Origin of the sequence: Mesorhizobium sp. M1328, from assembly GCF_040318075.1 — a bacterium.
Classification (GTDB): domain Bacteria; phylum Pseudomonadota; class Alphaproteobacteria; order Rhizobiales; family Rhizobiaceae; genus Mesorhizobium.
On sequence record NZ_JAMYLO010000001.1, the window covers coordinates 580,540 to 601,693 of the forward strand.

The 21,154-nt window shown below is 64.0% G+C and carries 23 protein-coding genes; 12 read left to right on the forward strand and 11 right to left on the reverse strand.

Annotation, left to right across the window (positions count from 1 at the left end; all coding sequences use genetic code 11):
* The first annotated feature begins 63 nt into the window (after positions 1-63).
* Positions 64-303, forward strand: coding sequence for a Trm112 family protein (locus NKH23_RS02880; RefSeq protein ID WP_292665009.1), 240 nt, complete (start codon positions 64-66; stop codon positions 301-303).
* An 89-nt stretch (positions 304-392) separates the two neighbouring features.
* On the opposite strand, the gene NKH23_RS02885 is transcribed toward NKH23_RS02880, so the two are convergent.
* From NKH23_RS02885 to NKH23_RS02895, 3 genes are read right to left on the reverse strand one after another with little or no spacing between them, the layout of a single operon-like run.
* The gene (locus NKH23_RS02885; RefSeq protein ID WP_352913070.1) at positions 393-3,701 is read right to left on the reverse strand and encodes an error-prone DNA polymerase; all 3,309 of its coding nucleotides are present in this window, start codon (positions 3,699-3,701) and stop codon (positions 393-395) included.
* Positions 3,698-5,176, reverse strand: coding sequence for a DUF6504 family protein (locus NKH23_RS02890; RefSeq protein WP_352913068.1), 1,479 nt, complete (start codon positions 5,174-5,176; stop codon positions 3,698-3,700). The genes NKH23_RS02885 and NKH23_RS02890 overlap by 4 nt, the downstream gene beginning before the upstream one ends.
* On the reverse strand, positions 5,118-6,191 hold the full coding sequence (locus NKH23_RS02895) for an ImuA family protein (protein WP_352913067.1): 1,074 nt from the start codon (positions 6,189-6,191) through the stop codon (positions 5,118-5,120). The genes NKH23_RS02890 and NKH23_RS02895 overlap by 59 nt, the downstream gene beginning before the upstream one ends.
* A 184-nt stretch (positions 6,192-6,375) precedes the next feature.
* Between NKH23_RS02895 and NKH23_RS02900 the strand changes: the two genes are divergently transcribed.
* Positions 6,376-6,798 carry a metallopeptidase family protein gene (locus NKH23_RS02900; protein ID WP_023721935.1) on the forward strand — a complete coding sequence of 141 codons (423 nt, stop codon included), beginning with the start codon at positions 6,376-6,378 and terminating at the stop codon, positions 6,796-6,798.
* A 263-nt stretch (positions 6,799-7,061) separates the two neighbouring features.
* Here the strand turns inward: NKH23_RS02900 and NKH23_RS02905 are convergent, their stop codons facing one another.
* The gene (locus NKH23_RS02905; protein WP_352913065.1) at positions 7,062-7,268 is read right to left on the reverse strand and encodes a DUF1737 domain-containing protein; all 207 of its coding nucleotides are present in this window, start codon (positions 7,266-7,268) and stop codon (positions 7,062-7,064) included.
* Positions 7,269-7,295: 27 nt separating this feature from the next.
* Positions 7,296-8,177 carry an HpcH/HpaI aldolase/citrate lyase family protein gene (locus tag NKH23_RS02910; protein ID WP_352913063.1) on the reverse strand — a complete coding sequence of 294 codons (882 nt, stop codon included), beginning with the start codon at positions 8,175-8,177 and terminating at the stop codon, positions 7,296-7,298.
* Between the two features lie 278 nt (positions 8,178-8,455).
* Between NKH23_RS02910 and NKH23_RS02915 the strand changes: the two genes are divergently transcribed.
* Genes NKH23_RS02915 through NKH23_RS02930 form a run of 4 tightly spaced genes read left to right on the forward strand, consistent with a single transcriptional unit; the run spans position 8,456 to position 13,454 of the window.
* Entirely contained in the window at positions 8,456-10,000 is a 1,545-nt protein-coding gene (locus NKH23_RS02915) for a DUF4153 domain-containing protein (RefSeq protein WP_352719405.1), read from the forward strand.
* Positions 10,001-10,004: 4 nt separating this feature from the next.
* Positions 10,005-10,697 (forward strand): response regulator, encoded by a 693-nt coding sequence (locus tag NKH23_RS02920; RefSeq protein ID WP_352913059.1) that lies wholly within the window; start codon positions 10,005-10,007, stop codon positions 10,695-10,697.
* Positions 10,685-12,256 carry an ATP-binding protein gene (locus tag NKH23_RS02925; protein WP_352913057.1) on the forward strand — a complete coding sequence of 524 codons (1,572 nt, stop codon included), beginning with the start codon at positions 10,685-10,687 and terminating at the stop codon, positions 12,254-12,256. Before NKH23_RS02920 ends, NKH23_RS02925 begins: the two co-directional genes overlap by 13 nt.
* 31 nt (positions 12,257-12,287) lie before the next feature.
* A complete protein-coding gene (locus NKH23_RS02930) occupies positions 12,288-13,454 on the forward strand; it encodes an NAD(P)/FAD-dependent oxidoreductase (protein ID WP_352913056.1) in 1,167 nt (388 codons plus the stop codon).
* 23 nt (positions 13,455-13,477) lie between these two features.
* On the opposite strand, the gene NKH23_RS02935 is transcribed toward NKH23_RS02930, so the two are convergent.
* From NKH23_RS02935 to NKH23_RS02950, 4 genes are all read right to left on the reverse strand, one after another.
* A complete protein-coding gene (locus NKH23_RS02935) occupies positions 13,478-13,966 on the reverse strand; it encodes an SRPBCC family protein (RefSeq protein ID WP_352913054.1) in 489 nt (162 codons plus the stop codon).
* Between the two features lie 38 nt (positions 13,967-14,004).
* Positions 14,005-14,451, reverse strand: a complete 447-nt coding sequence (locus NKH23_RS02940; RefSeq protein WP_352470856.1) for an SRPBCC family protein — start codon at positions 14,449-14,451, stop codon at positions 14,005-14,007.
* A complete protein-coding gene (locus NKH23_RS02945) occupies positions 14,451-14,762 on the reverse strand; it encodes an ArsR/SmtB family transcription factor (protein ID WP_352491684.1) in 312 nt (103 codons plus the stop codon). Before NKH23_RS02945 ends, NKH23_RS02940 begins: the two co-directional genes overlap by 1 nt.
* 92 nt (positions 14,763-14,854) lie before the next feature.
* Entirely contained in the window at positions 14,855-15,280 is a 426-nt protein-coding gene (locus tag NKH23_RS02950) for a GNAT family N-acetyltransferase (protein WP_352466522.1), read from the reverse strand.
* A gap of 167 nt (positions 15,281-15,447) precedes the next feature.
* Here NKH23_RS02950 and leuD point away from each other — a divergent pair, with 167 nt between their 5' ends.
* The 6 genes from leuD (at position 15,448) to NKH23_RS02980 (ending at position 19,660) form a co-directional block, all read left to right on the forward strand.
* Positions 15,448-16,053, forward strand: coding sequence for a 3-isopropylmalate dehydratase small subunit (gene leuD, locus NKH23_RS02955; protein WP_292663076.1), 606 nt, complete (start codon positions 15,448-15,450; stop codon positions 16,051-16,053).
* 55 nt (positions 16,054-16,108) lie between these two features.
* Positions 16,109-17,020 (forward strand): Ivy family c-type lysozyme inhibitor, encoded by a 912-nt coding sequence (locus NKH23_RS02960; RefSeq protein WP_352719401.1) that lies wholly within the window; start codon positions 16,109-16,111, stop codon positions 17,018-17,020.
* Positions 17,021-17,144: 124 nt separating this feature from the next.
* The gene (locus NKH23_RS02965) at positions 17,145-17,528 is read left to right on the forward strand and encodes a RidA family protein (protein ID WP_352719400.1); all 384 of its coding nucleotides are present in this window, start codon (positions 17,145-17,147) and stop codon (positions 17,526-17,528) included.
* A 51-nt stretch (positions 17,529-17,579) separates the two neighbouring features.
* Entirely contained in the window at positions 17,580-17,930 is a 351-nt protein-coding gene (locus NKH23_RS02970) for a VOC family protein (RefSeq protein WP_352977076.1), read from the forward strand.
* Between the two features lie 136 nt (positions 17,931-18,066).
* A complete protein-coding gene (gene leuB / locus NKH23_RS02975; protein WP_352719399.1) occupies positions 18,067-19,170 on the forward strand; it encodes a 3-isopropylmalate dehydrogenase in 1,104 nt (367 codons plus the stop codon).
* Positions 19,171-19,174: 4 nt separating this feature from the next.
* The gene (locus NKH23_RS02980; protein WP_352719398.1) at positions 19,175-19,660 is read left to right on the forward strand and encodes a GNAT family N-acetyltransferase; all 486 of its coding nucleotides are present in this window, start codon (positions 19,175-19,177) and stop codon (positions 19,658-19,660) included.
* Here NKH23_RS02980 and NKH23_RS02985 read toward each other — a convergent pair.
* Together NKH23_RS02985 and NKH23_RS02990 are read right to left on the reverse strand one after the other, a co-directional pair.
* On the reverse strand, positions 19,650-20,312 hold the full coding sequence (locus NKH23_RS02985) for a DUF805 domain-containing protein (RefSeq protein ID WP_352913049.1): 663 nt from the start codon (positions 20,310-20,312) through the stop codon (positions 19,650-19,652). The two genes, NKH23_RS02980 and NKH23_RS02985, sit on opposite strands and share 11 nt — an antisense overlap.
* 70 nt (positions 20,313-20,382) lie before the next feature.
* Positions 20,383-21,096, reverse strand: a complete 714-nt coding sequence (locus tag NKH23_RS02990) for a DUF805 domain-containing protein (protein WP_352719396.1) — start codon at positions 21,094-21,096, stop codon at positions 20,383-20,385.
* Between the last annotated feature and the right edge of the window lie 58 nt (positions 21,097-21,154).

The window sequence follows — 21,154 nt, forward strand, 5'->3', positions numbered from 1 at the left end:
CAAGGGGAGAAGGACGTCCGCGCTCGAAACCTTAACCGATTGCCTTGTGGAAGGATGGATCGAATGGCGGATGGACGTGACGGGAACAGGACTGTCGATCCCAAGCTGCTGGAACTGCTGGCCTGCCCGCTGACCAAGGGGCCGCTTGCCTGGGATCCGGAGCGCGGCGAGCTTATCTCGCGGGTGGCAAAGCTTGCCTATCCGGTGCGGGACGGCATTCCGATCATGCTGCCCTCGGAGGCGCGTGTCATCGCCATAGATGATGCCATGCCACCGCCGCCGCGCCTGGGTGGCTCGGGATAAGGCCGGTCTATAGCGATCTTTCGCACCCCCCTCTGTCCCGCCGGCATCAAAGTTCAGCACCGCAGCAGCGCTCCGACGAAGGATGAGGCCTATTGAAAATTGCGCCCCTTGGGCATGACCTTCTCTGCCTTTCCCAATAGTTCCGTTTGCGCGATGCTGCCCGGCCGAACCTCGTCTGCACTGCTCGAAGGCTCATCCGCAGGTCTTGCCTCTTCCAGCAGCACCGACAGCCACGGCGTCAGATCCTCGACCTTCTCGGCGACGATATGGATGACGTCCGATTCCGATTGCAGCTTGCCGGTGACGCGGATGAGACGCGCGCCCATGACGATGGGGCGGAAGCGGTCGAAGGTCCTTTCCCAGAAAATGATGTTGGCGACCGCATTCTCGTCTTCCAGCGTCAGGAAAATCGCCTTGCCATTGCCCGGCCGCTGCCGCACCAGCACGAGGCCGGCGACCGAAACGCGCCGGCCGTCCCGCACCTGGCCGAGGCGCGCATTGGGCGTGACGCCGGACCGATCCAGCCTTTCACGCAGGAAGGCGACCGGGTGCGCCTTCAGCGACAGGCCGAGCGAGCGGTAATCGTGGACGACGTGCTCGCCGAGCGGCATTGTCGGGAGCCTGGTTTCGGGCTCCAGATCGCGCAAGCGGATCGCCGGCTGGTCGAACAGCGGCAGCTTTTCGGCGGCACTCTTGCCGTCGAGCGCGCGGACCGCCCATAGAGCGTCGCGACGGTTCAACCCAAGCGAGCGGAAAGCATCGGCCTGTGCCAGTTTCTCGATCTCGTCGACGTTGAGGCCCGAGCGCAGCCAGACGTCGCGCACGGATGCATAGCCGGCGCCTCGCCTCGACACAAACGCTTCCATGCGCTCCTTCGACAGGCCCTTGACCTGGCGAAAGCCAAGCAGGACGGCATGGCTGGTCCGGATGACGCCGCGCATCTGGGCATGGCGGTCAAGGATACGATCCGGATCGAAAGGCGATTTCTCCAAGGCGCAATCCCAGCCGGAAAAATTGACGTCGACCTCGCGGATCTCGACGCCGTGGTCACGCGCGTCGCGGACAAGCTGGGCAGGCTGGTAAAAACCCATCGGCTGGGAATTCAGGATCGCGGCGCAGAACACGTCGGGATAGAAGGTCTTGAACCAGCAGGAGGCATAGACCAGCAGGGCGAAGGAGGCGGCGTGGCTTTCGGGAAAGCCGTATTCGCCAAAACCCTCGATCTGCTTGAAGCAGCGCTCGGCGAAGTCTCTTTCGTAACCCTTGGCGACCATGCCGTCGACCATTCTCTTGCGATAATTGCCGATCGTACCGGTGCGCTTGAATGTCGCCATGGCGCGGCGCAGTTCATCGGCCTCGCCCGGCCTGAAGCCGCCGGCGACGATGGCGATCTTCATCGCCTGCTCCTGGAACAGCGGCACGCCCAGCGTCCTGCCGAGTATTTTTTCCAGTTCCGGCTTGGGATATTCGGGTTTTTCCTTGCCTTGCCGGCGGCGCAGATAGGGGTGGACCATGTCGCCCTGGATCGGGCCGGGCCGCACGATCGCCACCTCGATGACGAGGTCGTAAAAGCTTTTCGGCCGCAGCCGCGGCAGCATCGACATCTGCGCGCGGGATTCGATCTGGAAGACGCCGATCGTGTCGGCGCGGCAGATCATGTCGTAGACATGTTTGTCCTCGGCCGGGAGGGTGGCCAGCACATAAGGCCGGCCGTACTCGTCCCGCGCGTTCGGATAGTGATCCTGAAGCAGGGTGAAGGCGCGCTGCAGGCAGGTCAGCATGCCGAGCGCCAGCACGTCCACTTTAAGGATTTTCACCGCGTCGAGGTCGTCCTTGTCCCACTCGACCATCTTGCGCTCGTCCATCGCCGTCTTGACGATGGGCACGATCTCGTCGAGTCGGTCCCTGGTGATGACGAAACCGCCGACATGTTGCGACAAATGACGGGGAAAGCCCATGATCTCGTTGGCGCATTCGATCACATGCCTTGTCGATGGATCGGTCTGATCGAGGCCGCCGGCCTTTGTCTCCTTTTCGCCGAGCTCTGAGGTCGACCAGCCCCAGATCGAGCTGGACAGCGCGCTCCGGACGTCGTCCGACAGGCCCATCGCCTTGGCCACTTCGCGCATTGCCGAGCGGCTCCGGTAGCTGACGACGGCGGCGGCCAGCGCGGTGCGCTTGGTGCTGTATTTGGAATAGATGTACTGGATGACCTCCTCGCGCTTTTCATGCTCGAAATCGACGTCGATGTCGGGCGGTTCGTTTCTTTCCTCGGAAATGAAGCGCTCGAAAAGCGTGTCGATCTTGTCCGGGCCAACTTCGGTGATGCCGATGCAGAAGCAGACGATCGAGTTGGCGGCGGAGCCGCGCCCCTGGCAGAGAATGTTCTGGCTGCGGGCGAATTTGACGATGTCGTAGACGGTCAGGAAATAGCGCGCGTAGTTCAGGCGCTCGATCAGAGCGAGTTCCTCCTCGATGCGCTGCGTCACAAAAGCGGGCACGCCCGAGGGGTAGCGGATGGCGGCTCCCTCCTTGGCCAGCCTTTCCAGCTCGGCCTGCGGCCCGAGGCCCGATTCCGTCGGCTCATCGGGATAGTTGTATTGCAGGTCACTGAGCGAGAAGGTCAGCTCGCCGGCAAAACGCAGCGTTTCCGCCAGCGCTTGCGGGTGCCTGCGGAAAAGCCGTGCCATCTCCAGCGGCAGCTTTAAGTGACGCTCGGCATTGGCCGCCAGTTCCAGCCCCACCTCGGCGACGGGCACATTGAGGCGGATCGCCGTCAGCACGTCCTGCAGCGGGCGCCGTTCCGCCGTATGGTAGAGCACATCGTTGGTCGCCATCAGCGGGATGCCGGCCAGTTCGGCCATCGCCGCCGCCTGCTCGATCCGGAAGCGGTCGTTGCCGCGGTAATCCGGCGAAACAGCCAGCCGCAGCCTTTCGCCGAAGCGATCCCTGAGCCGGCTAAGCAAAGCGAGGCTATCGTTCGCGTCCGCCGACAGATCCGGCAGGATGGCCAGCGACAGGCGATCGCCCCATTCGAGAAGGTCGTTCTGTTTGAGAAGCGTTGCCCCTTTTTCGTTTTCGTCACGCAGATTGGCCTGCGTCAGCATGCGGCAGAGATGACCCCAGCCCTTGCGGTCCCGCGGGTAGGCGAGGATGTCCGGCGTGCCGTCGCAAAACACCAGGCGGCAGCCGGGATGATAGGAAACACCTTCCACTTTGGCCTGCTGCCAGGCGCGCACAACGCCCGCCACCGTGTTGCGGTCGGCGAGCCCGATCGCCGAAAATCCCATGAATTTTGCCGCGACCACCAGCTCCTCCGGTTTCGAGGCGCCGCGCAGGAACGAGAAGTTCGACTGGATGCCGAATTCGGCATAGGGGATGGCCGTCAGCGCATTCATGCGAAGACCCCATGCATGAACCAGCGCGGCGAAGGCTGCGAGGCGCCGTAGAGGCCCTGGCGATAGAGCCAGTAACGGCGGCCATCGGCATCCTCGATGCGGAAATAATCCCGGGTCGGCTCATCTTCTCGTCCCGCCGCCCCTCGCCACCATTCCGGCGCGATGCGCTCCGGCCCTTCGGCGCGCGCGACCCGATAGAGCGCGCGCCGCCAGCGGAAGTTCAAAGGCGGGCCTTCCGGCATTTCGGTGGCCGGCACCTCGATCGGCTCGGGCGAACGGAAAAGCCGGATCGGCCGTTCCGGCTGGAAGACGGTCGTGGGAGCGTCCTTCGCCTTGTCGGGCTGCTTCGGCGGCGAGCTTCTCTGCGGCGCCTCCGTGAAGGGAAGGGTGGCGACGGCGCGCTCCGGCAAATGGCTCTCGACGGCGACCGGCTTCAAGACCGCGCCTTCGCCGAGCCGGGCGCGAATGCGGTCGGCAAAAAGCGCGATATCGGCACCGTCGTCGCTCGTCTCGCCGGCAAGGTCTGCCTGCTGCATGTCGAAGGCGGCGGCGGTCAGCACCGAAAGGCGCACGAGGTCGAAGCCATAGCCGGCGTCGATATCCTGTTCGAGCGCGGCAAGCCTTTCGTGGAACAATTTCTGGATCAGCCGCGGCTCGCGCAGAGGCCGCGAGGTGCCGACGGCGATGCGGCTGACGCCGCCATCGACGCGGAAAAGCAGCAGCGCCAGCCGCCTCGCGCCCTCGCCGCGACGCTCGAGGTCGCTCTTCAAGGTGGTTGCCAGCATGCCTGTCAGCCGCTCGATGTCCTCGGTCAGCATGATCGGCTCGGCAAGGTGACGCTCGACCGAAAGCGGTGCCACCGGCAGGCGCGGCGACACGGCCTCCTCGAGGCGGCCAAGCGCCTGGTCGAGGCGCAAGAGCAGCGATGCGCCGAAGCGGCGGGCCAGCGGCGCGCGCGGTGCCGCCATGACGGCGCCCGCCGTGCGCAGGCCGACGCTTTCGAGGCTGGCGCGGACCTCCGGGCCGATGCGCAGCGCCGCCAACGGCAAGGGCGCGAGAAGCGCTTCCTCCTCACCATCGGGAACGATGCGGTCGCCGGCAAACCGCGCCGCCGCCCAGGCAGCACCAGGCGTGGCGGCAAGCCCGGCGCGGACATCGAAGCCCTGATGGAAAAAACGCGACAGGATATCGTCCAGCATCGAGCGTTCGCCGCCGAAAAGATGGGTGCAGCCGGTGACGTCGAGATAGAGGCCGTCGGTCCCGTCGAGCGCCACCAGCGGGGTATAGCGGTCGCACCAGTCGGCGAGGCCTTCGAGAAGGCGCCGGTCGGCCTCCGGATCGGCCTCCACGATGTCGATCGAGGGATGCATGGCGCGCGCATCGGCTATGCCCATGCCGCGCTTCAGATTAAGTGTCTCAGCCCGTTCGTCGAGGGCGGCGATGCGCTGGGTGTTCCCTTGGCGATGGCTGATCACCAGCGGCAGGTGATCCGACGGCCGGGAACGCCAGGACCGCCCCAGACGCTGCCGCAGGATCCTCTCGGCGGCGAGATGCGGAAACCACAGGGATAGGATTCTTTGGCCGTTCTGGGGCCCATTCCTGAGACCTTCCTTGCTCGCCCCGTCTTTCTTCGAATATGCGTTCATCGGGGTTCCACTCCAGTGTGAATTTTCCGGGCAAGGCCGTGCGGCTCTTGCCGATGGCGACGGTGAAGGCGGGCCGGCCGATCGAGCCGGCGAGCGGCCCGGCAAGCGTCTTACGCGTTGCCGCCGGTGCCGCCGACAGGATGAGGCGGACGGGCGCTGCCGTCGGCTCGGGCTCGCCGGCCTGGCGCAGCAGGAACAGCGGCCGGCCGGCACTCTGCGCCCGGGCGTGCAGCCGCCGCGTCGCGGTGAGGTCAAGCCGCTGCGGGCTGCCGCGGATTTCGAGGATGACGGCGGCCAGCGCCGTCATCCTGGCAGCCTCCTCGGCGACCCACAGCGCATCGAGCAGCCTTGGCGCCTCGGAAAACAGCAATTGCTCCGGCTCGATGCCGAAGAAGGCATGAAGCCCCCTGGCATAGGGAAAGCCGGCCTCGCGGAAAACCTCGGATGTGCCGATCCACAGCACCGGCAGTCGCGGCCCCTGGCTGAGGATCAGGCTGACGAGCGACAAGACAAAACCGGCGACGGCCCCGGCATCGCGGGTCGCGGCGCCATGAAACTCGCTCAGCGCCGCTTTCGGCAGGCCGCCGCTCAGCGCAGCATCGAGGCGCTCGGCGCCGGTGCGCAAAAACGCATCGGGCGGCGCCACGGCAAGACCGCGCCGGACAATCGTCAGATTCCGAGCGGGTGTCGGATGCCGAGAGGGTGTCAGACTCTGACGAGGGACATCCGCGTCAAACGACGAACCGGCCGGCGCCTCCAGGCGCTCGGGCAAGGTCCCTTCGATTTTCGCGATCTGGCGGCGCAGGGCAAAAACAGTCTCCCGCGCCACGGCGCTTGTCGCCATGACGGTCAGCTTCCACTCACAATTGTTCCTGTTATGTTCCCTATAGATTCCAGAGGCCGCCCGAAGAGTCAAGCGGAGTCATGGGGAATTTATTCCTGTAGTGGGGGCATGACACGGGCACTCCAGCCCGGCCATTTGCCGAGTCCGGCCCGAAAGCCTATATGCCGGGATCAAAGGACAAAGCATGGCTCGCATCTACCAAACACGCATCTGGCACGACCAGCTTTCGCCAACGATGGAGGAAATCGAGCTCCTGGCGCTGGAGGCCTATGCCCATCTGCCGGAGGAGTTTCGCAAGCTGACCGGCGAGATCGTCATTCAGATCGCCGAATTCCCGACCGACGAGATCATGGACGACCTTTCTCTGGAAACGCCCTTCGACCTGCTCGGCCTGTTCGAGGGGCGCGGCATCGCCGAGCGCTGGAATCCGCAGACCGGCGAAGGCCCGAACCGCATCACGCTCTACCGCCGCGCCATCCTCGACTACTGGGCCGAGAACGAGGAAACGCTGGGCGACATCGTCACCCACGTGCTGATCCACGAGATCGGCCACCATTTCGGCCTGTCGGACGACGATATGGAGAAGATCGAAGAGGCAGCGGAGTAGGATGTGCTGATATTCAGGTGATGCCGGCCTGCGAACGGCGGCTTCCTGCGCTTACCTACAGCGCCGCGCGCCCTATTGGGCGCGCAAAGGACGCTGTAGAACTTTGATTTTGCGCATGACCTTTCCGAAATCGATCTCGATTTCGGAATCATGCGCGGGCTCACGTACCCAAAAGTACGCTCCGCTCCGGTTCTCGGAAACCACCCAGTCTGGTCGCTTCGCGCCCGTCTTCGACTCCGGCGCGGCCTGACCTGAATCTAAGTCTACCAGTCGCTGAGCTTGGTGTCGGGGCCGTATTCCTGGCCCTCGACGTCCTTCACCACCGCCTGGCCGCAGCGCATGGTCTTGGCCTCCTTGTCATAGGCATAGGTCGGCGAACCGAACAGATGCCAGCCCGTGTTGAGCGCCGCCGTCACCTTGTGGCAGAAGCTGGCGTCGTCCGGGCCGGACAAAAAGCGGTAGAGTTTCATTTTCAATCCTGTCGTCAGTTACGATAATCATGCGCGAACAGCGGCGGCCTTCGCCAGCAGTTTTTCGGCCTGCGCCAGATGCAGCCGCTCGACCATCTTGCCGTTCAGCGCAACTACCGCCTTGCCGGTATTTTCGGCGAGCGCGAAGGCTTCCTTGACTGTGCGCGCCTCGGCCAATGCTTCAGGCGTCGGCGCAAAGGCGCGGTTCGCGGCTTCGATCTGCGCCGGATGGATCAGCGACTTGCCGTCAAAACCCATCGCGGCCGCTTCCGTGCACTGGCGCGCAAAGCCGTCCATATCGCGAAAATCATTGAAGACGCCATCGAGCAGGTCGAGGCCGCCGGCACGCGCCGCGAGCACCATTTGCATCAGCCACGGCACAAGATAGCGCCGGTCGGGCGTGGCGAGAATGCCCGTGTCCTTGACCAGGTCGTTCGTTCCGGCAACGAAACAAACCAGTCGAGAGGCCGGGTCGCGGCCGAGCTCGGCGATCGGCCCGATGTTGAGCAGCGCCTTGGGCGTCTCGATCATCGCCCACAGCTTGACTTCGTCGGGGATAAAATTGTCGTCGAGCACGTCGCCTGCCTCGAGAATGTCGCGCGGCGTGTCGACCTTGGGCAGCAGGATGGCGCCGGGCGTGCATCTTGCCGCGGCCAGCAGATCGTCGGCGCCCCATTCGCTCGACAGCGCGTTGATGCGCACGACCATCTCGCAGCGCCGGTCGGAACGGCCGGCGAAAATCCCCGCCAGCTTTTCGCGCGCGGAAGGCTTGTCGGCCGGGGCGACGGCGTCCTCAAGATCGATGACGACGGCATCGCAGGCCAGCGACGGGATTTTGGCCAGTGCCTTGTCGTTCGAAGCCGGGACGTAAAGCACCGAGCGGCGCGGGCGGGAGGGTTCGGCAGTCATCTCCGATCTATGCCGCCTGCAACCGGCCGAGGCAAGCCGTGCATAAAAACTGCACGCAATTTCGGAAAATCTCCTCGTCTCCGCCCCGCTTGCCACCCGACAGAATGCGACAGGGGCGGCATGCAAGAGCAAACGAACTCCCGTTGGTCCCTGCCGTACCGGCTTCGCCGCGAAAGCTGGTGGCTCGTCGATCCGCCCCAGACTTCGGCAAACCTCCTCCCTTTCGTCCGCAAATCCCTGCCCACCGGCCGCATCAAAGCCGCCGAGAAAGCCCGATCATGACAGTATTCCTCTCGGCGGCGCCGAGCTATTGCAGCCGCTTCGGCGTTGCCGTCCTGCTCGTCGCGTTGGCTGATTTCTTCTTCTATGGCCAACCGGCCGGCATCACACTTTTCCTGTTCGGCGTTGCGATTGCCGCGGCGAGCATGGCTCTCCATCCTCTCGGCATCTTCAACGATGGCAGGTTCTGGTTCAAGCCGGTTGCGCTGATTATGGCGCTGCTGCCGCTTGTGGAAAATGTCAGCGCACTGTCCGTCTCGATCGCGCTGGCGGCGACGGCCATCTTCGCGCTTTCACTGGCCGGACGGTTGCGGTCCGGCCTTGCCCGCATTGCCGGCCAACTTTCGCTGTTCCTGCTAGCAACGCCATTTCGGCTGGTCCTGGATTTCTTCCGCTGCCGCAAGGCGGCGCGGCGGCTTGGCCGGCGGCGCGTGCGCCTTGCGGCGATCGCCGTCTGGGTCATGCCGCTGAGCCTCGGCGCGGTGTTCCTCGCCTTGTTCGGCGCCGCCAATCCGGTCATCGAATATTGGTTCTCGCTGATCGACCTGATGGCACTGCTCGACCTCATCCAGCTGCCACGTCTCGCCTTCTGGCTGTTCGTGCTTGCCGGCGTCTGGGCCCTTCTGCGGCCGCGCCTGCCGCGCTTTCTCCGCCGCCGCAGCGTGTCCCCAGCAAGCGCACCGGCGACGCCGGCCACCAGGACCACCATCGAGGACATCATCTTCGGCAAGGCCGCTATTCTCCGCGCGCTTGTCGTCTTCAACATCCTGTTCGCGGTGCAGAGCGCACTCGACGCCACCTATCTGTGGGGCGGTATCGCGCTTCCCGACGGGCTGACCTATGCCGCCTACGCGCATCGCGGCGCCTATCCGCTGATCGTCACGGCGCTATTGGCGGCCGGCTTCGTGCTGGCGGCGCTGAGGCCGGGAAGTGCGACCTCCGGCGATCCGCTCATCCGCCGGCTGGTTTATGTCTGGGTGGCGCAGAACGTGGTCCTGGTCATCTCGTCGATCCTGCGGCTCGATCTCTATGTCGGCATCTATGCGCTGACCTATTGGCGTGTCGCCGCCTTCGTCTGGATGGGGCTGGTGGCGGCGGGCCTTGTCCTGATCATAGCCCGCATTGCGCGCGAAAAGTCCAACGAATGGCTGCTTTCCGCCAATCTTCTGACGCTATCGGCGACGCTTTATGCCTGCTCGTTCATCAACTTTGCCGCGCTGATCGCCAACTACAATGTCGAGCATTCCCTCGAAATGACCGGCCAAGGCACCCAGCTCGACGTCTGGTACCTGCGCTCGCTCGGGCCCGGCGCCTTGCCGGCGCTCGATCGCTTCGTCCAGCACCAGAGCAGGACGGTTTCCGCGGAGGATGCCTCCACCCGCGAACTCGCCGGCTGGTACGCGCAGGACGAAGCACGCTTCCGCGCCGGCCAGGAAAACTGGCGCGGCTGGAGCTTTCGTGACTGGCGGCTCAACCGCGCCCTCGACAGGCGTGGCCCGTTCGTGGTTCCTCCGATGTCCGAACCCTTCATGCCGGGCCGCTGATTTGATGCCGCACCACATACTGGTCGCCGACGACGATCCGCACATTCGCGAAATCATCTGCTTCGCGCTCGAAAAGGCCGGCATGAAAACGCTGACGGTGCCGAACGGCGCGGCTGCCTTGCAGGCGATCGAACGCCGTGCTCCCGATCTTGTCGTGCTCGACATCGGCATGCCGGAAATGGACGGGCTGGAAGTGTGCCGGCGGCTGCGCCACACATCCGACGTGCCGGTGCTGTTCCTGTCCGCGCGGGATGAAGAGATCGACCGCATCCTCGGGCTGGAAATGGGCGGCGACGATTATGTCACCAAGCCGTTCAGCCCGCGCGAGCTGGTCGCCCGCGTCAACGTCATTCTGCGCCGCGCCCGGCCCACGCCGAAACCAGCCGACGACCGGCAATTCTCGCATGGCAGACTGTTGCTGGTTCCGGCAAGCCATACAGCCAGCTTCGACGGCAAGCCACTGGTTCTGACCTCGATCGAATTCGCGATCCTGCAAGGATTTCTGGCAAGGCCGGCGCATGTGCTTGGCCGCGACATGGTGATGGCCAATGCCTATGCGGCCAACATCCATGTCGCAGACCGCACCGTCGACAGCCATATCCGCAACATCCGCGCCAAACTGGCGGCGGTCGGCTGCCTTGATGCAATCGAGACCGTGCACGGCGTCGGCTTCCGGCTGGGTAAATGCGGCGCGTGACCGCGCAGAAATGGCGGCCACGGCTTGCCACGGTCGTCATTGCCATCCTGATCATGGTGATGGCACTGCCGCTGGCCGGCCTGTTCTTCTTCCGGCTCTACGAGAACCAGCTGATCCGCCAGACCGAGGCCGAGCTGATCGCACAAGGTGCCGCCCTTGCCGCGATCTACGCGCAAGAGGTCCGTGAGGCCGGCCTTGCCCCGGAAAAGCTCGGCACACCCATGCCTCCGCCCGATACCGGCGATCGGGCTTCTCGCTACCTGCCGATCGAACCGCGCCTCGATCTTGCGTCCGACAGGATCCTGCCGACCCGGCCCGCAGCCACCGCGGCCAGCGTCGATCCTGCCTTCGCGGCGATCGGCGCGCGGCTGTCGGGCATACTTGCCGAGACGCAGAAGACCACGCTAGCCGGCTTCCGGCTGCTCGATCCGAGAGGCGTGGTCATCGCCGGGCGTGAGGAAGCCGGCCTGTCGCTCGGCGCTGTCGAAGAAGTTCGCGCAGCACTTGCCGGCCGCTACGCCAGCGCGCTTAGGCTGCGGGTTCCCGACCAGCCGTCGCCGCCGCTCTATTCGGTCAGCCGCGGCACCAAGGTTCGCGTCTTTGTCGCCATGCCGGTTGCGGTCTCCGGCAAGGTCGCCGGCGTGGTCTATCTGTCGCGGACGCCGAACAACATCGTCAAGCATCTCTATGGCGAGCGCGGCAAGGTGGCGCTGGCGGCAATCGCCATCCTCGGCGGCACGCTGCTGATCGGGCTGGTCTTCCTGCGCACCGTCAGCCGGCCGATTTATGCGCTGATGGAACGCACGAAACGCATCGCCGCCGGCGACCGCGCGGCGATCAGGCCGCTCGATCACCACGGCACGCGCGAAATGGCAGCGCTTTCCGCCGCCTTCCTCGACATGGCCGAAAAGCTGCACGCACGCTCCGACGGCATCCAGACCTTTGCCACCCACGTCTCGCACGAGCTCAAATCGCCGCTGACGGCGATCCAGGGGGCGGCCGAACTGCTGCGCGATTCGGGCAGCGCGATGGACGAGGCCAAGCGGCGGCGCTTCTCGGACAATATCGTCACCGATGCCGGCCGGCTCAATCTGCTGGTGCGCCGCCTGCTCGATCTGGCGCGCGCCGAAAATCTCGAGCCGAGCGGCGAAAGCACATCGCTCGGTGCGGCACTGGCGCTGCTGCCGGCCGATGACAGGCTGGCGGTACGCCTCGAGGCGGGCGCCGAGATCGGGCTGCGCATATCGGCTGAAAACGCCACGATCGTGCTGGCCAACCTTATCGACAATTCGGCGCGGCACGGCGCGACGCTGGTTTCGGTCACGGCAGCAAGCGCGGACGGCAAGGCCACCATCGTGGTGGACGATGACGGCGCCGGCATTTCGCCCAGCAACCGAGGCCGCATCTTCGAGCCGTTCTTCACCACGCGCCGCGATTGCGGTGGCACCGGCATGGGCCTCGGCATCGTGCTGGCCCTCCTGAAAGCGCATGATGGCACGATCCGGCTGGTTGACTCGGCGAGCGGCACGCGCTTCGAGATCATCCTGCCGGCGGCGTGACTCGGCGGTTCAGATCGGAAGGGCGAAAAAGGTGCATTACGACATCGTCATCATCGGCGGAGCCATCGTCGGCTCCTCTGTCGCCTATTATCTGCGCGAGGAAGGGTTTTCGGGCTCGATCGCGCTTGTCGAGCGCGACCCGCAATTTTCCCGCGCCGCGACCACGCTGTCCTGCGCCTCCATCCGCCAGCAGTTCTCGATCCCGGAAAACATCCGGCTGTCGCAGTTCACGCTGAAACTGTTCCGGCGGCTCAGGGAAGAGTTTGGCGCGGACGCCGATATCGGCTTTCGCGAAGGCGGCTACCTCATCCTTGCCGGCGAGAACGGCCTGCCTATCCTGCGGGCCAACCACGAGGCGCAGATGGCCGAGGGCGCCGACATCGTGCTCGAGGATGCCGAGGCGCTCGTCCACCGCTTTCCGTGGCTGTCGGTCGAGGGCATTTCCGCCGGCGCCTATGGCCGCAGCGGCGAAGGCTGGTTCGACGCGCATGCGATGCTGATGCTGTTCCGCAAGGCACTGCGAAGCAAAAACATCGATTTCATCACGGCGTCGGTGACCGGTATCAAGCGGCAGGGGAAGCGCGTCGCCGGTGTGACCCTCGACAATGGCGAGCGGCTCGAGGCTGGCACCGTCGTCAACGCCGCCGGGCCGAATGCCGGCAAGGTGGCAGCGATGGCCGGGCTGGCGCTGCCCGTGGAGCCGCGCAAGCGCAACGTCTTCGTCTTCGAGGCGCGAGAGAAATATGAGGACATGCCGCTGCTGGTCGACCCAAGCGGCATCTATGTCCGGCCGGAAGGCTCGGTCTACATCACCGGCGGCGCCGAGCCAGAAGAGGGCGAAGGACCGGCCGACCCCGCCGACTTCGACCCCGACTGGCCGCTGTTCGAAGAGGTGATCTGGCCGGTGCTGGCGACCCGCATTCCGGCCTTCGAGGCGATCAAGCCGACGCGCGCCTGGGTCGGCCATTACGACTACAACACGCTCGACCAGAACGCGGTGATCGGCCCGCATCCCGAGGTCGGTAATTTCCTCTTCGCCAACGGTTTTTCCGGTCACGGCTTGCAGCAGGCGCCGGCGGTCGGCAAGGCGCTGGCGGAACTGATCGTGCATGGCGGCTATCGCACGGTGGATTGCTCGGCGTTCGGGTACAGCCGTATCGCCGACGGGCGGCCGTTTCGGGAATTGAATGTAATTTAACGCTTGTGCGAAGGGCCGTTGGGCTAAGCCGCCACCAAGCCGCCTGCACCAAGATACGCCTGAAGCCAGCTCAGAACCCTACCCCAGCCTTCCGCATGCTCGGTTGCGGCGTCAGCGAGGCCGGCAAAGCCGCCATGACAGATGGTGACGCGCGTGCCGCCGGCGATCGGCTCCAGCAGCCAGGCGACTTTGGTTTCGCGGCGGCCAAGCGTCGGATGGTCCCAGTCGTATCTGCGCGTCTGCACGATCCGGCGCGGCCCCTCGATCTCCAGGAATTCACCGCTGGCGGGCAGGTGTCTGCCAGCCGCCGTCTCGACGGTGACGCTCCAGCGGCCGCCAACGTGGAGGTCGGCCGTCCATCCGGTCATCCGGTAGGTCTTGGCGGACCCCCACCAGCGCTCGACCTCGCGTGTAACGAGCGCGTCAAAGATCCGCTCGGGCGGCGCGCAAACATCGGCGCTCGCCATGACGGTCTCGCCATTGGTCATGCTGTGCACCGCGGAACCGTGCATCACCTGTCCTCCAGAAACGTTTCGCTATCGAAACGACCTCAAGCCTTCGACGCCGGGCGCGACAGCCCTTTGCCGGTTTCGAGCAGGCTCTTCAGGCTGGACAGGATGAGCGGCCAGCCGTTCGCCACATGGCCGAGCAGCTTATGCGGCCCATCGGCTTCGTGTGTGATGGCGAGCTTCATCATCTCGCCCTCCTGCTCGATGGCGAAGGTGCAGCGTGTGTAGCCGTCCGCCTTGACCTCGGGCATGAATTCGTTGCGCCATTTGAGCACGATGCGCTTGGGTGGATCGATCTCGAGGACCTCGCCGCTGTCGGTGACGCGGCCGTCGGTGTAAACCATCTTCCACGCCGAACCTTGTTTCCAATCGCTCAGCATCTGGGCGCCGAGGAAATATTGCCGCTGGAACTCCGGTTCGGTCAGTGCTTGCCAGAGTTTTTCGGGCGAGGTGCGGATGTAGGTGACATAAACGAAAATGTTGCTCATCAGTCTTCCCTTTCGAGACGTTTCTTCAAATCGCTGAGGGCGCCCAGTCGCCCCCGCTCGAATTTGCCGATCCAGCGTTCGGCGATCTCGTTGATGGGAACGGGATTCAGATAGTGTTGCTTCTCGCGTCCCTTGCGGATGGTGGTGACGAGGTTTGCTTCTTCCAAAATCGCCAGATGCTTGGTCACCGCCTGGCGCGTCATGTCCATCTCACCGCACAGCGCGTTCAGCGTCTGCCCGTTCCTGGCATGAAGGCTGTCCAGCAATCGCCGGCGTGTCGGGTCGGCCAAGGCGCGAAAGACATCATCCATGCTCATGACTCTAATATGCAACAATTTGGTTGCATGTCAAGAGGCAGAACCTTGGCCGAGGATGCGCAGGTTGAGGTCGCTGGAAGTGGATTTCAGCGCTTGCGGCCGAACCAGAACGCGTCGGACACGCGCTCCATGCCGATCCGTTCGTAGAAGCCGACCGCGTCGGGCATGGAGATCAGGCTGATGGCGACGGACGGCCCGAGTTGTCGCCGCGCTTCATCGAGAAGGCCCTTGCCGATGCCGAGCCCTTGCGCCGCTTTGCAAACGGCGAGCTCGGAAACGTAACAGACCCACGAGAAATCGGTGACACCGCGGGCAACGCCGACCAGCGGCTTGCCTTCTGTGTCGAGACGCGCGGTGAGCACCAAATTGGCCGCTGACAACATCGCCTTTAATCGGGTGTCGTCATCGACGGGGCGGTTGGCGCCGAGGCCGGATTCCACCAACACGCGGCGGAACTCGGCGGTGCCGAGGCCCGGTTCGCTGGCGTAGAGGACCTTGGATCGCGTTGTCATGTCGATAAAAGTGCACCATGGGCCGGTGATTTTGAAGCTGTTTTGTACCGATCTTGTGTTTCGATCGACGACGGAAGTCCAAAAACAGCCGCCTTTTATTTGCCCGCGGCTTTGTGTAAACCGGGCGCCAGCAATTCCCCGCAACGAGAAGAAGACGGGCAAGAACCATGGAAAAATTCACCAAGCTCACCGGCGTCGCCGCGCCGATGCCGATCGTCAATGTCGACACCGACATGATCATCCCCAAGGATTATCTCAAGACGATCAAGCGCACCGGGCTCGGCACCGGCTTGTTTGCCGAAATGCGCTACAAGGACGACGGTTCTGAAAATCCGGACTTCGTGCTCAACAAGCCGGCCTACCGCAAGGCGCAGATCCTGGTCGCCGGCGACAATTTCGGCTGCGGCTCGAGCCGGGAACATGCGCCGTGGGCGCTGCTCGATTTCGGCATCCGCTGCGTCATCTCGACCTCGTTCGCCGACATTTTCTACAACAACTGCTTCAAGAACGGCATCCTGCCGATCACCGTCAGCCCGGAAGACCTGGAGAAGCTGATGGACGATGCCTCGCGTGGTTCCAACGCGACGCTGTCGGTCGATCTCGAAGCCAAGGAAATCCGCGGGCCGGACGGCGGCGTGGTCAAGTTCGACCTCGACGAATTCAAGCGCCACTGCCTCTTGAACGGCCTCGACGATATCGGCCTGACCATGGAGAAGGCCGGCGCCATCGCTTCGTTCGAGAAGAAGAACGCCGAGCTGCGGCCCTGGGCATAGGCTCTAAAGCCGCGCCGACGGTCGGCCTCTACGCCAAGTGTCCGGGAGGGATGTGATGACACGCTTGCTTGTTGCCGCTGCCTGCGGACTGCCGCTGATGCTGCTGCCCCCGGCGAGCGTCTATGCCCAGACGCAGACGCCCGCCACGGAAGCGCCAGCGACAGATCAAGGCGCCAGCGACACAGCCGCCGCCGACGATGACAAGCAGGCGCCGATCCCGTTCGAGGGCGGCCAGCTGACCATCACCCAGGAGGAAGAGTACGGGGAACGGGTGCTCGCCTTCGACGGCAAGGAACTGGCGCGCAATTACGACGTCTTCTTCGACAAGATCGTCGAGGTCGGCGGCGTCAAGGTGGCGCTGGTCGATGTCGGCGACGGCGGCAATCAATGCGGCCCGGCCAAGGTGATCGTGTGGAAGCCGGAAGGCGGCGCGATCCAGACGACCACGGTCGAGCAGGACGAATGCGGCGCACCGCCGGCTGCGATCTCCGACAGCGCGATCTATTTCGTGCCCTATCTGCTGCCGGGCGATTCCAAGCCGGCGCTGCAATGGTCGCCGACGGACGGACTGACGACGTCCGGCAATCTGACCTACATGCCGGAGCCGGGCACCGACTGGAAAGACGTCGATCCGTCGAAATACGACAACATCATCGACGCCTTCCACAATGAAGCGGTCTACAAGGAAGCCGAGACGCTGCTCGGCAAGGACATGCCCGACATGGCGACCAGCCTGCTGGTCGGCGGCGGCACCGAGAAAACCGCGTCGGGCGCCTTTTTTGCCAGCGGCTGCGTGCCGCATGATTGCGGCGGCAATGACGGCTTCATGGCGGTCGACCCCGTCGACCACAAGCTCTATTTCGCCCGGCGCGGCGACAAGCCCGAGCCGGACGCGTGGCCGGCGGTGAATAGCTGGCCGGCCGAGATCAAGGAAGCGCTGGACAAGGCGCTGGGGTCACCGAATTAGAAATCGTTCTGCCGCGATCCTTCCCGCCCCCCTCTGTCCTGCCGGACATCTCCCCCACTTGGGGGGAGATCGGCCGTCACCGCCGCTTTCACCAAACGGCCTACGCTGAAAAAAGGAGGACACCATGCGAAAACTGATCTCCACCGGTTCGCCCTTCGAGAAGACCGCCGGCTATTCGCGCGCCGTGGTGCAGGGCGACTGGTGTTTCGTGTCCGGAACGACCGGCTACGATTATGCGACCATGTCGATGCCGGAGACCGTCGAGGCACAAACGCGCAATTGCCTGGCGACGATCACCAAGGCGTTGCGAGATGGCGGCTTCGAAATGGCTGACGTGGTGCAGGCACATCACTATATCACCGATGCGGCTTTCGTGGACGTGGTGTTCCCGATCCTCGGCGAGGCATTTGGCGAGATCAGGCCGGCAGCAACGATGATCGTGTGCCAGCTCAACAAGCCGGAAATGAAGATCGAGATCGAGGTGACGGCGCTGCGGCGCACAGCCTGATGCCTGTCACGGTTGCGACAACGACACGGTTAGAACGAGGATCGGCCCATGGTGAAGGTCAGACGCATCGTTGCAAACATAGACACGCAGGACATCGCGGCGGCAAAACCCTTCTATCAGGATGTGCTCGGTCTCCATCTCAAGATGGATATGGGCTGGATCGCTACCTATGGCTCGCAAGAGACGATGTCCGCGCAGGTCAGTTTCATGGCCGAAGGGGGATCAGGAACGCCGGTGCCTGACCTGTCGATCGAGGTCGACGACGTCGATGCCGCGCTTGAAAGCATGAGGACGGCCGGCTTTGCCATCGAATACGGTCCGGCGGACGAACCCTGGGGCGTGCGGCGCTTCTTCGTACGCGACCCGTTCGGCAGGCTGGTCAATATCCTCTCGCATCTGTAGGCGTTTTGGCTTGAGCATCGGATTCTCCCAAAACCGGTTTCCACTTTTGGGTCCGATGCTCTGAACCGCAGGCTTGCGCGCCGGCCGCTTGGCGTTTAGCAAGGCCGCGGCTCACGACACAATCAGGACGGTTCTCATGGCTTCGAAAAATCTTCTCCTGCTTGCCGGCGACGGCATCGGCCCCGAGGCGATGGCCGAGGTGAAGAAGCTGATCGCCGCCATGAACGACAAGCTCGGCAGCGATTTCGTCACCGATGAGGGCCTTGTCGGCGGTTGCGCTTACGACGCACATGGCGCGGCGATTTCCGATGCCGACATGGCCAAGGCAATGGCGGCGGACGCGGTGCTGTTCGGCGCCGTCGGCGGACCGAAATGGGATGCGGTGCCTTACGAGGTGCGCCCGGAGGCGGGTCTGCTGCGGCTGCGCAAGGACATGGAACTGTTCGCCAATCTTCGACCCGCCATTTGCTATCCGGCGCTGGCGGCGTCCTCCTCGCTCAAGCAGGAGGTGGTCGAGGGGCTCGATATCCTCATCGTGCGCGAGCTCACCGGCGGCGTCTATTTCGGCGAGCCGAAGCAGATCATCGATCTCGGCAACGGCCAGAAGCGCGGCATCGACACCCAAGTCTACGATACGTTCGAGATCGAGCGCATTTCGGGTGTTGCCTTCGAATTGGCACGCACGCGCAAGAACCACGTCACCTCGATGGAAAAGCGCAATGTGATGAAATCAGGCGTGCTGTGGAACGAGGTCGTCACCCAGACGCACAAGGCCAGGTATGCCGACGTCAAGCTCGATCACATGTTGGCCGATGCCGGCGGCATGCAGTTGGTGCGCTGGCCGAAGCAGTTCGACGTCATCGTCACCGACAATCTGTTCGGCGACATGCTGTCCGACATCGCCGCCATGCTGACCGGCTCGATCGGCATGCTGCCGTCGGCCTCGCTCGGCGCGCCGGATGCGAAGACAAAAAAGCGCAAGGCGCTCTACGAGCCGGTGCACGGCTCGGCGCCCGACATCGCCGGCAAGGGCATCGCCAATCCGATCGCCATGATCGCCTCCTTCGCCATGTGCATGCGCTATTCCTTCGGCATGGTTGAACAGGCCGACCGGCTGGAAGGCGCGATCGCCGCCATTCTCGATCAGGGCTTGCGCACCAGGGATATTCATTCACCGGGGATGACCGAGGTCGGCACCGCTGAGATGGGCGACGCGATCATCGCCAAGTTCCTGGGCTGATCCCATGTCGGTCGACGTCCGCTGGGCGACGACCGGGGATGCCGCGGCACTCGCCACCATGCTTTGCGAAATGGCGGTGCATTACCGGCAGCCGCCACTCGACGCCAGCCAGACTTTGTCGGCGGCGCAGAAATGGCTTGGCGACGAAAGCCCGGCCTATCCGCATTTTGCGCTCGCCTTCGTCGATGGCGAAGTTTGCGGGCTGGCCTCGGTTGCGATCGCGCATCCCGGCATCGATCTCGAGCGGCTGCTGTTCCTCAAGGACCTGTTCGTGCGCGATACCGCCCGCGATGGCGGTGTCGGTCGAGCGCTGATGGTATTCCTCGCCGGCCATTGCCTGCGCGAGGGCATCGGCCGCATCGACCTGACCACCGAGGACTGGAACGAGGGTGCGCTGCGCTTCTACGACGGGCTCGGCGCGGAGCGCCACGGCCAGAAAGTCTTCCTCAGGCTTTCGAGCGAGGCGCTGAAGGCGGTCGCTAAGCCGTGACGCCGGCCGGCATCGCGCCCCAGCGATTTTCGCCAAATTGAGACGGAACCAATCCGAGGATGAGAAAGGTCACGCCAGCCGGAGTGAAGCAAAGCAAGGCAAGCCATCCGGTTAGCCCAATGTCGTGCAGACGGCGCACGATAAGCGCGATTAACGGCAGCATCATTGCCAGTACGAAAAACAAAGCAGGAAGGTAGCCGATCGACGTCCTTGGGCCGTCACCGAAACCGCCTATCGCCAGGTTGAGGAGAATGCCGAATCCGGACAGCGCGACGAGCACGACGATCGAGCAGATATAGAACCCCCAGAACTCCTTGCGGCGAGCGCGGCCGGTGAAATTGCGATAGTCGTAGACTAGCGCGCGCCGGAAATAGGCCCATAAGCCCATGGATCGGGCCGGCTGATTTTCGGCGGCACGGCCAGGCCGTTGCGGTTGTGCCGCGCGTGACGGCGAGGTATCGCTCGCTGCTGCCGTTATGGCGACGATATCGTGCGCCGTCCTGTCGTCCGCTCGGAACTCGACAAGCGCGCCCCTAGCAAGCGACACTCCCTGGCTCACATCCTCACGCGCGAAGATATAGCGCTTGCCGTCCGCTCCGTTGATGTAGCCGTAGTCCTGATCCTCGTCGTAGTGAAACACTGCGCCGCGCATTGCCTGCCCCTGGATTGCGTCGCAGCTATGCTATTTAAAGTTGCATACAATTGCAAGATGCGCGTTAAAGTTAAACCCCGACACCCGCCGGCACCGAACCCCATTGGTTTTCGCGCGACTGGGTCGGGATCAGCGCAAAGATCAGGATGATCAGGCCGCCGAAGGTCGGGATCAGGAAAAGCAGGAAGAGCCAGCCGGTCAGGCCGATATCGTGCAGGCGACGCACGTTGAGCCCGAACCACGGCAGGGCTGTCGCCAGCAGGAAGAGGCCGCAGAGGCCGACCGTCACTGCCGGCAATTCACTGTTGTCGAGATTGCCCATGGCGTCGTCGATGAAGACGCCGAGCCCTATGACCACGATCAGCGCAATCGTCCAGAACAAACAATAACCCCAATATTCCTTGCGGCGTGCACGGCCGGCGAAGTTGAAATAATTTTCGGTCAGGCCCAGCAAGAAGTAGCTCCACAGGCCGGTGGATTCGGCGGTATGGTTTTCAGCGGACCGGCCGAAATGTTGCGGCTGACGTACCCCGGGCGCATTTCCGGCCTGAGATGGCGCGGCGGTTGCAGTGGGGGCTTCGGCGGGCGCGCCGGCAGGTTGGGCGCGGATCAAAAAAACATCGCGTGCCCGTCCGCCAGCCGGCTGGAATTCGACGGTCGTGCCTCCGGCAACCGATGCTTCGCGGCGCAAATCTTCGCGCGCCAAAGTGTAGCGGTTGCCGTCGGCTCCGGTGATGAAACCGAAGCCCTCGTCTTCATCATAGTGAAGCACTTCGCCGCGCATGTGCTGCTCCCTTGCCCGCTGCCAGACTGGGCAAAGTTCCGGCAGACCGCAAGGGGCG

Bases quoted from the DNA above. Each gene is read 5' to 3' on its own strand.
- leuD (WP_292663076.1), top strand. From the start codon at position 15,448: ATGGAAAAATTCACCAAGCTCACCGGCGTCGCCGCGCCGATGCCGATC.
- NKH23_RS02980 (WP_352719398.1), top strand. From the start codon at position 19,175: ATGTCGGTCGACGTCCGCTGGGCGACGACCGGGGATGCCGCGGCACTC.
- NKH23_RS02965 (WP_352719400.1), top strand. From the start codon at position 17,145: ATGCGAAAACTGATCTCCACCGGTTCGCCCTTCGAGAAGACCGCCGGC.
- NKH23_RS02900 (WP_023721935.1), top strand. From the start codon at position 6,376: ATGGCTCGCATCTACCAAACACGCATCTGGCACGACCAGCTTTCGCCA.
- NKH23_RS02960 (WP_352719401.1), top strand. From the start codon at position 16,109: ATGACACGCTTGCTTGTTGCCGCTGCCTGCGGACTGCCGCTGATGCTG.
- NKH23_RS02910 (WP_352913063.1), bottom strand. From the start codon at position 8,177: ATGACTGCCGAACCCTCCCGCCCGCGCCGCTCGGTGCTTTACGTCCCG.
- NKH23_RS02950 (WP_352466522.1), bottom strand. From the start codon at position 15,280: ATGACAACGCGATCCAAGGTCCTCTACGCCAGCGAACCGGGCCTCGGC.
- leuB (WP_352719399.1), top strand. From the start codon at position 18,067: ATGGCTTCGAAAAATCTTCTCCTGCTTGCCGGCGACGGCATCGGCCCC.
- NKH23_RS02985 (WP_352913049.1), bottom strand. From the start codon at position 20,312: ATGCGCGGCGCAGTGTTTCACTACGACGAGGATCAGGACTACGGCTAC.
- NKH23_RS02880 (WP_292665009.1), top strand. From the start codon at position 64: ATGGCGGATGGACGTGACGGGAACAGGACTGTCGATCCCAAGCTGCTG.
- NKH23_RS02915 (WP_352719405.1), top strand. From the start codon at position 8,456: ATGACAGTATTCCTCTCGGCGGCGCCGAGCTATTGCAGCCGCTTCGGC.
- NKH23_RS02935 (WP_352913054.1), bottom strand. From the start codon at position 13,966: ATGCACGGTTCCGCGGTGCACAGCATGACCAATGGCGAGACCGTCATG.
- NKH23_RS02925 (WP_352913057.1), top strand. From the start codon at position 10,685: ATGCGGCGCGTGACCGCGCAGAAATGGCGGCCACGGCTTGCCACGGTC.
- NKH23_RS02885 (WP_352913070.1), bottom strand. From the start codon at position 3,701: ATGAATGCGCTGACGGCCATCCCCTATGCCGAATTCGGCATCCAGTCG.
- NKH23_RS02990 (WP_352719396.1), bottom strand. From the start codon at position 21,096: ATGCGCGGCGAAGTGCTTCACTATGATGAAGACGAGGGCTTCGGTTTC.
- NKH23_RS02945 (WP_352491684.1), bottom strand. From the start codon at position 14,762: ATGGATGATGTCTTTCGCGCCTTGGCCGACCCGACACGCCGGCGATTG.
- NKH23_RS02895 (WP_352913067.1), bottom strand. From the start codon at position 6,191: ATGGCGACAAGCGCCGTGGCGCGGGAGACTGTTTTTGCCCTGCGCCGC.
- NKH23_RS02920 (WP_352913059.1), top strand. From the start codon at position 10,005: ATGCCGCACCACATACTGGTCGCCGACGACGATCCGCACATTCGCGAA.
- NKH23_RS02905 (WP_352913065.1), bottom strand. From the start codon at position 7,268: ATGAAACTCTACCGCTTTTTGTCCGGCCCGGACGACGCCAGCTTCTGC.
- NKH23_RS02940 (WP_352470856.1), bottom strand. From the start codon at position 14,451: ATGAGCAACATTTTCGTTTATGTCACCTACATCCGCACCTCGCCCGAA.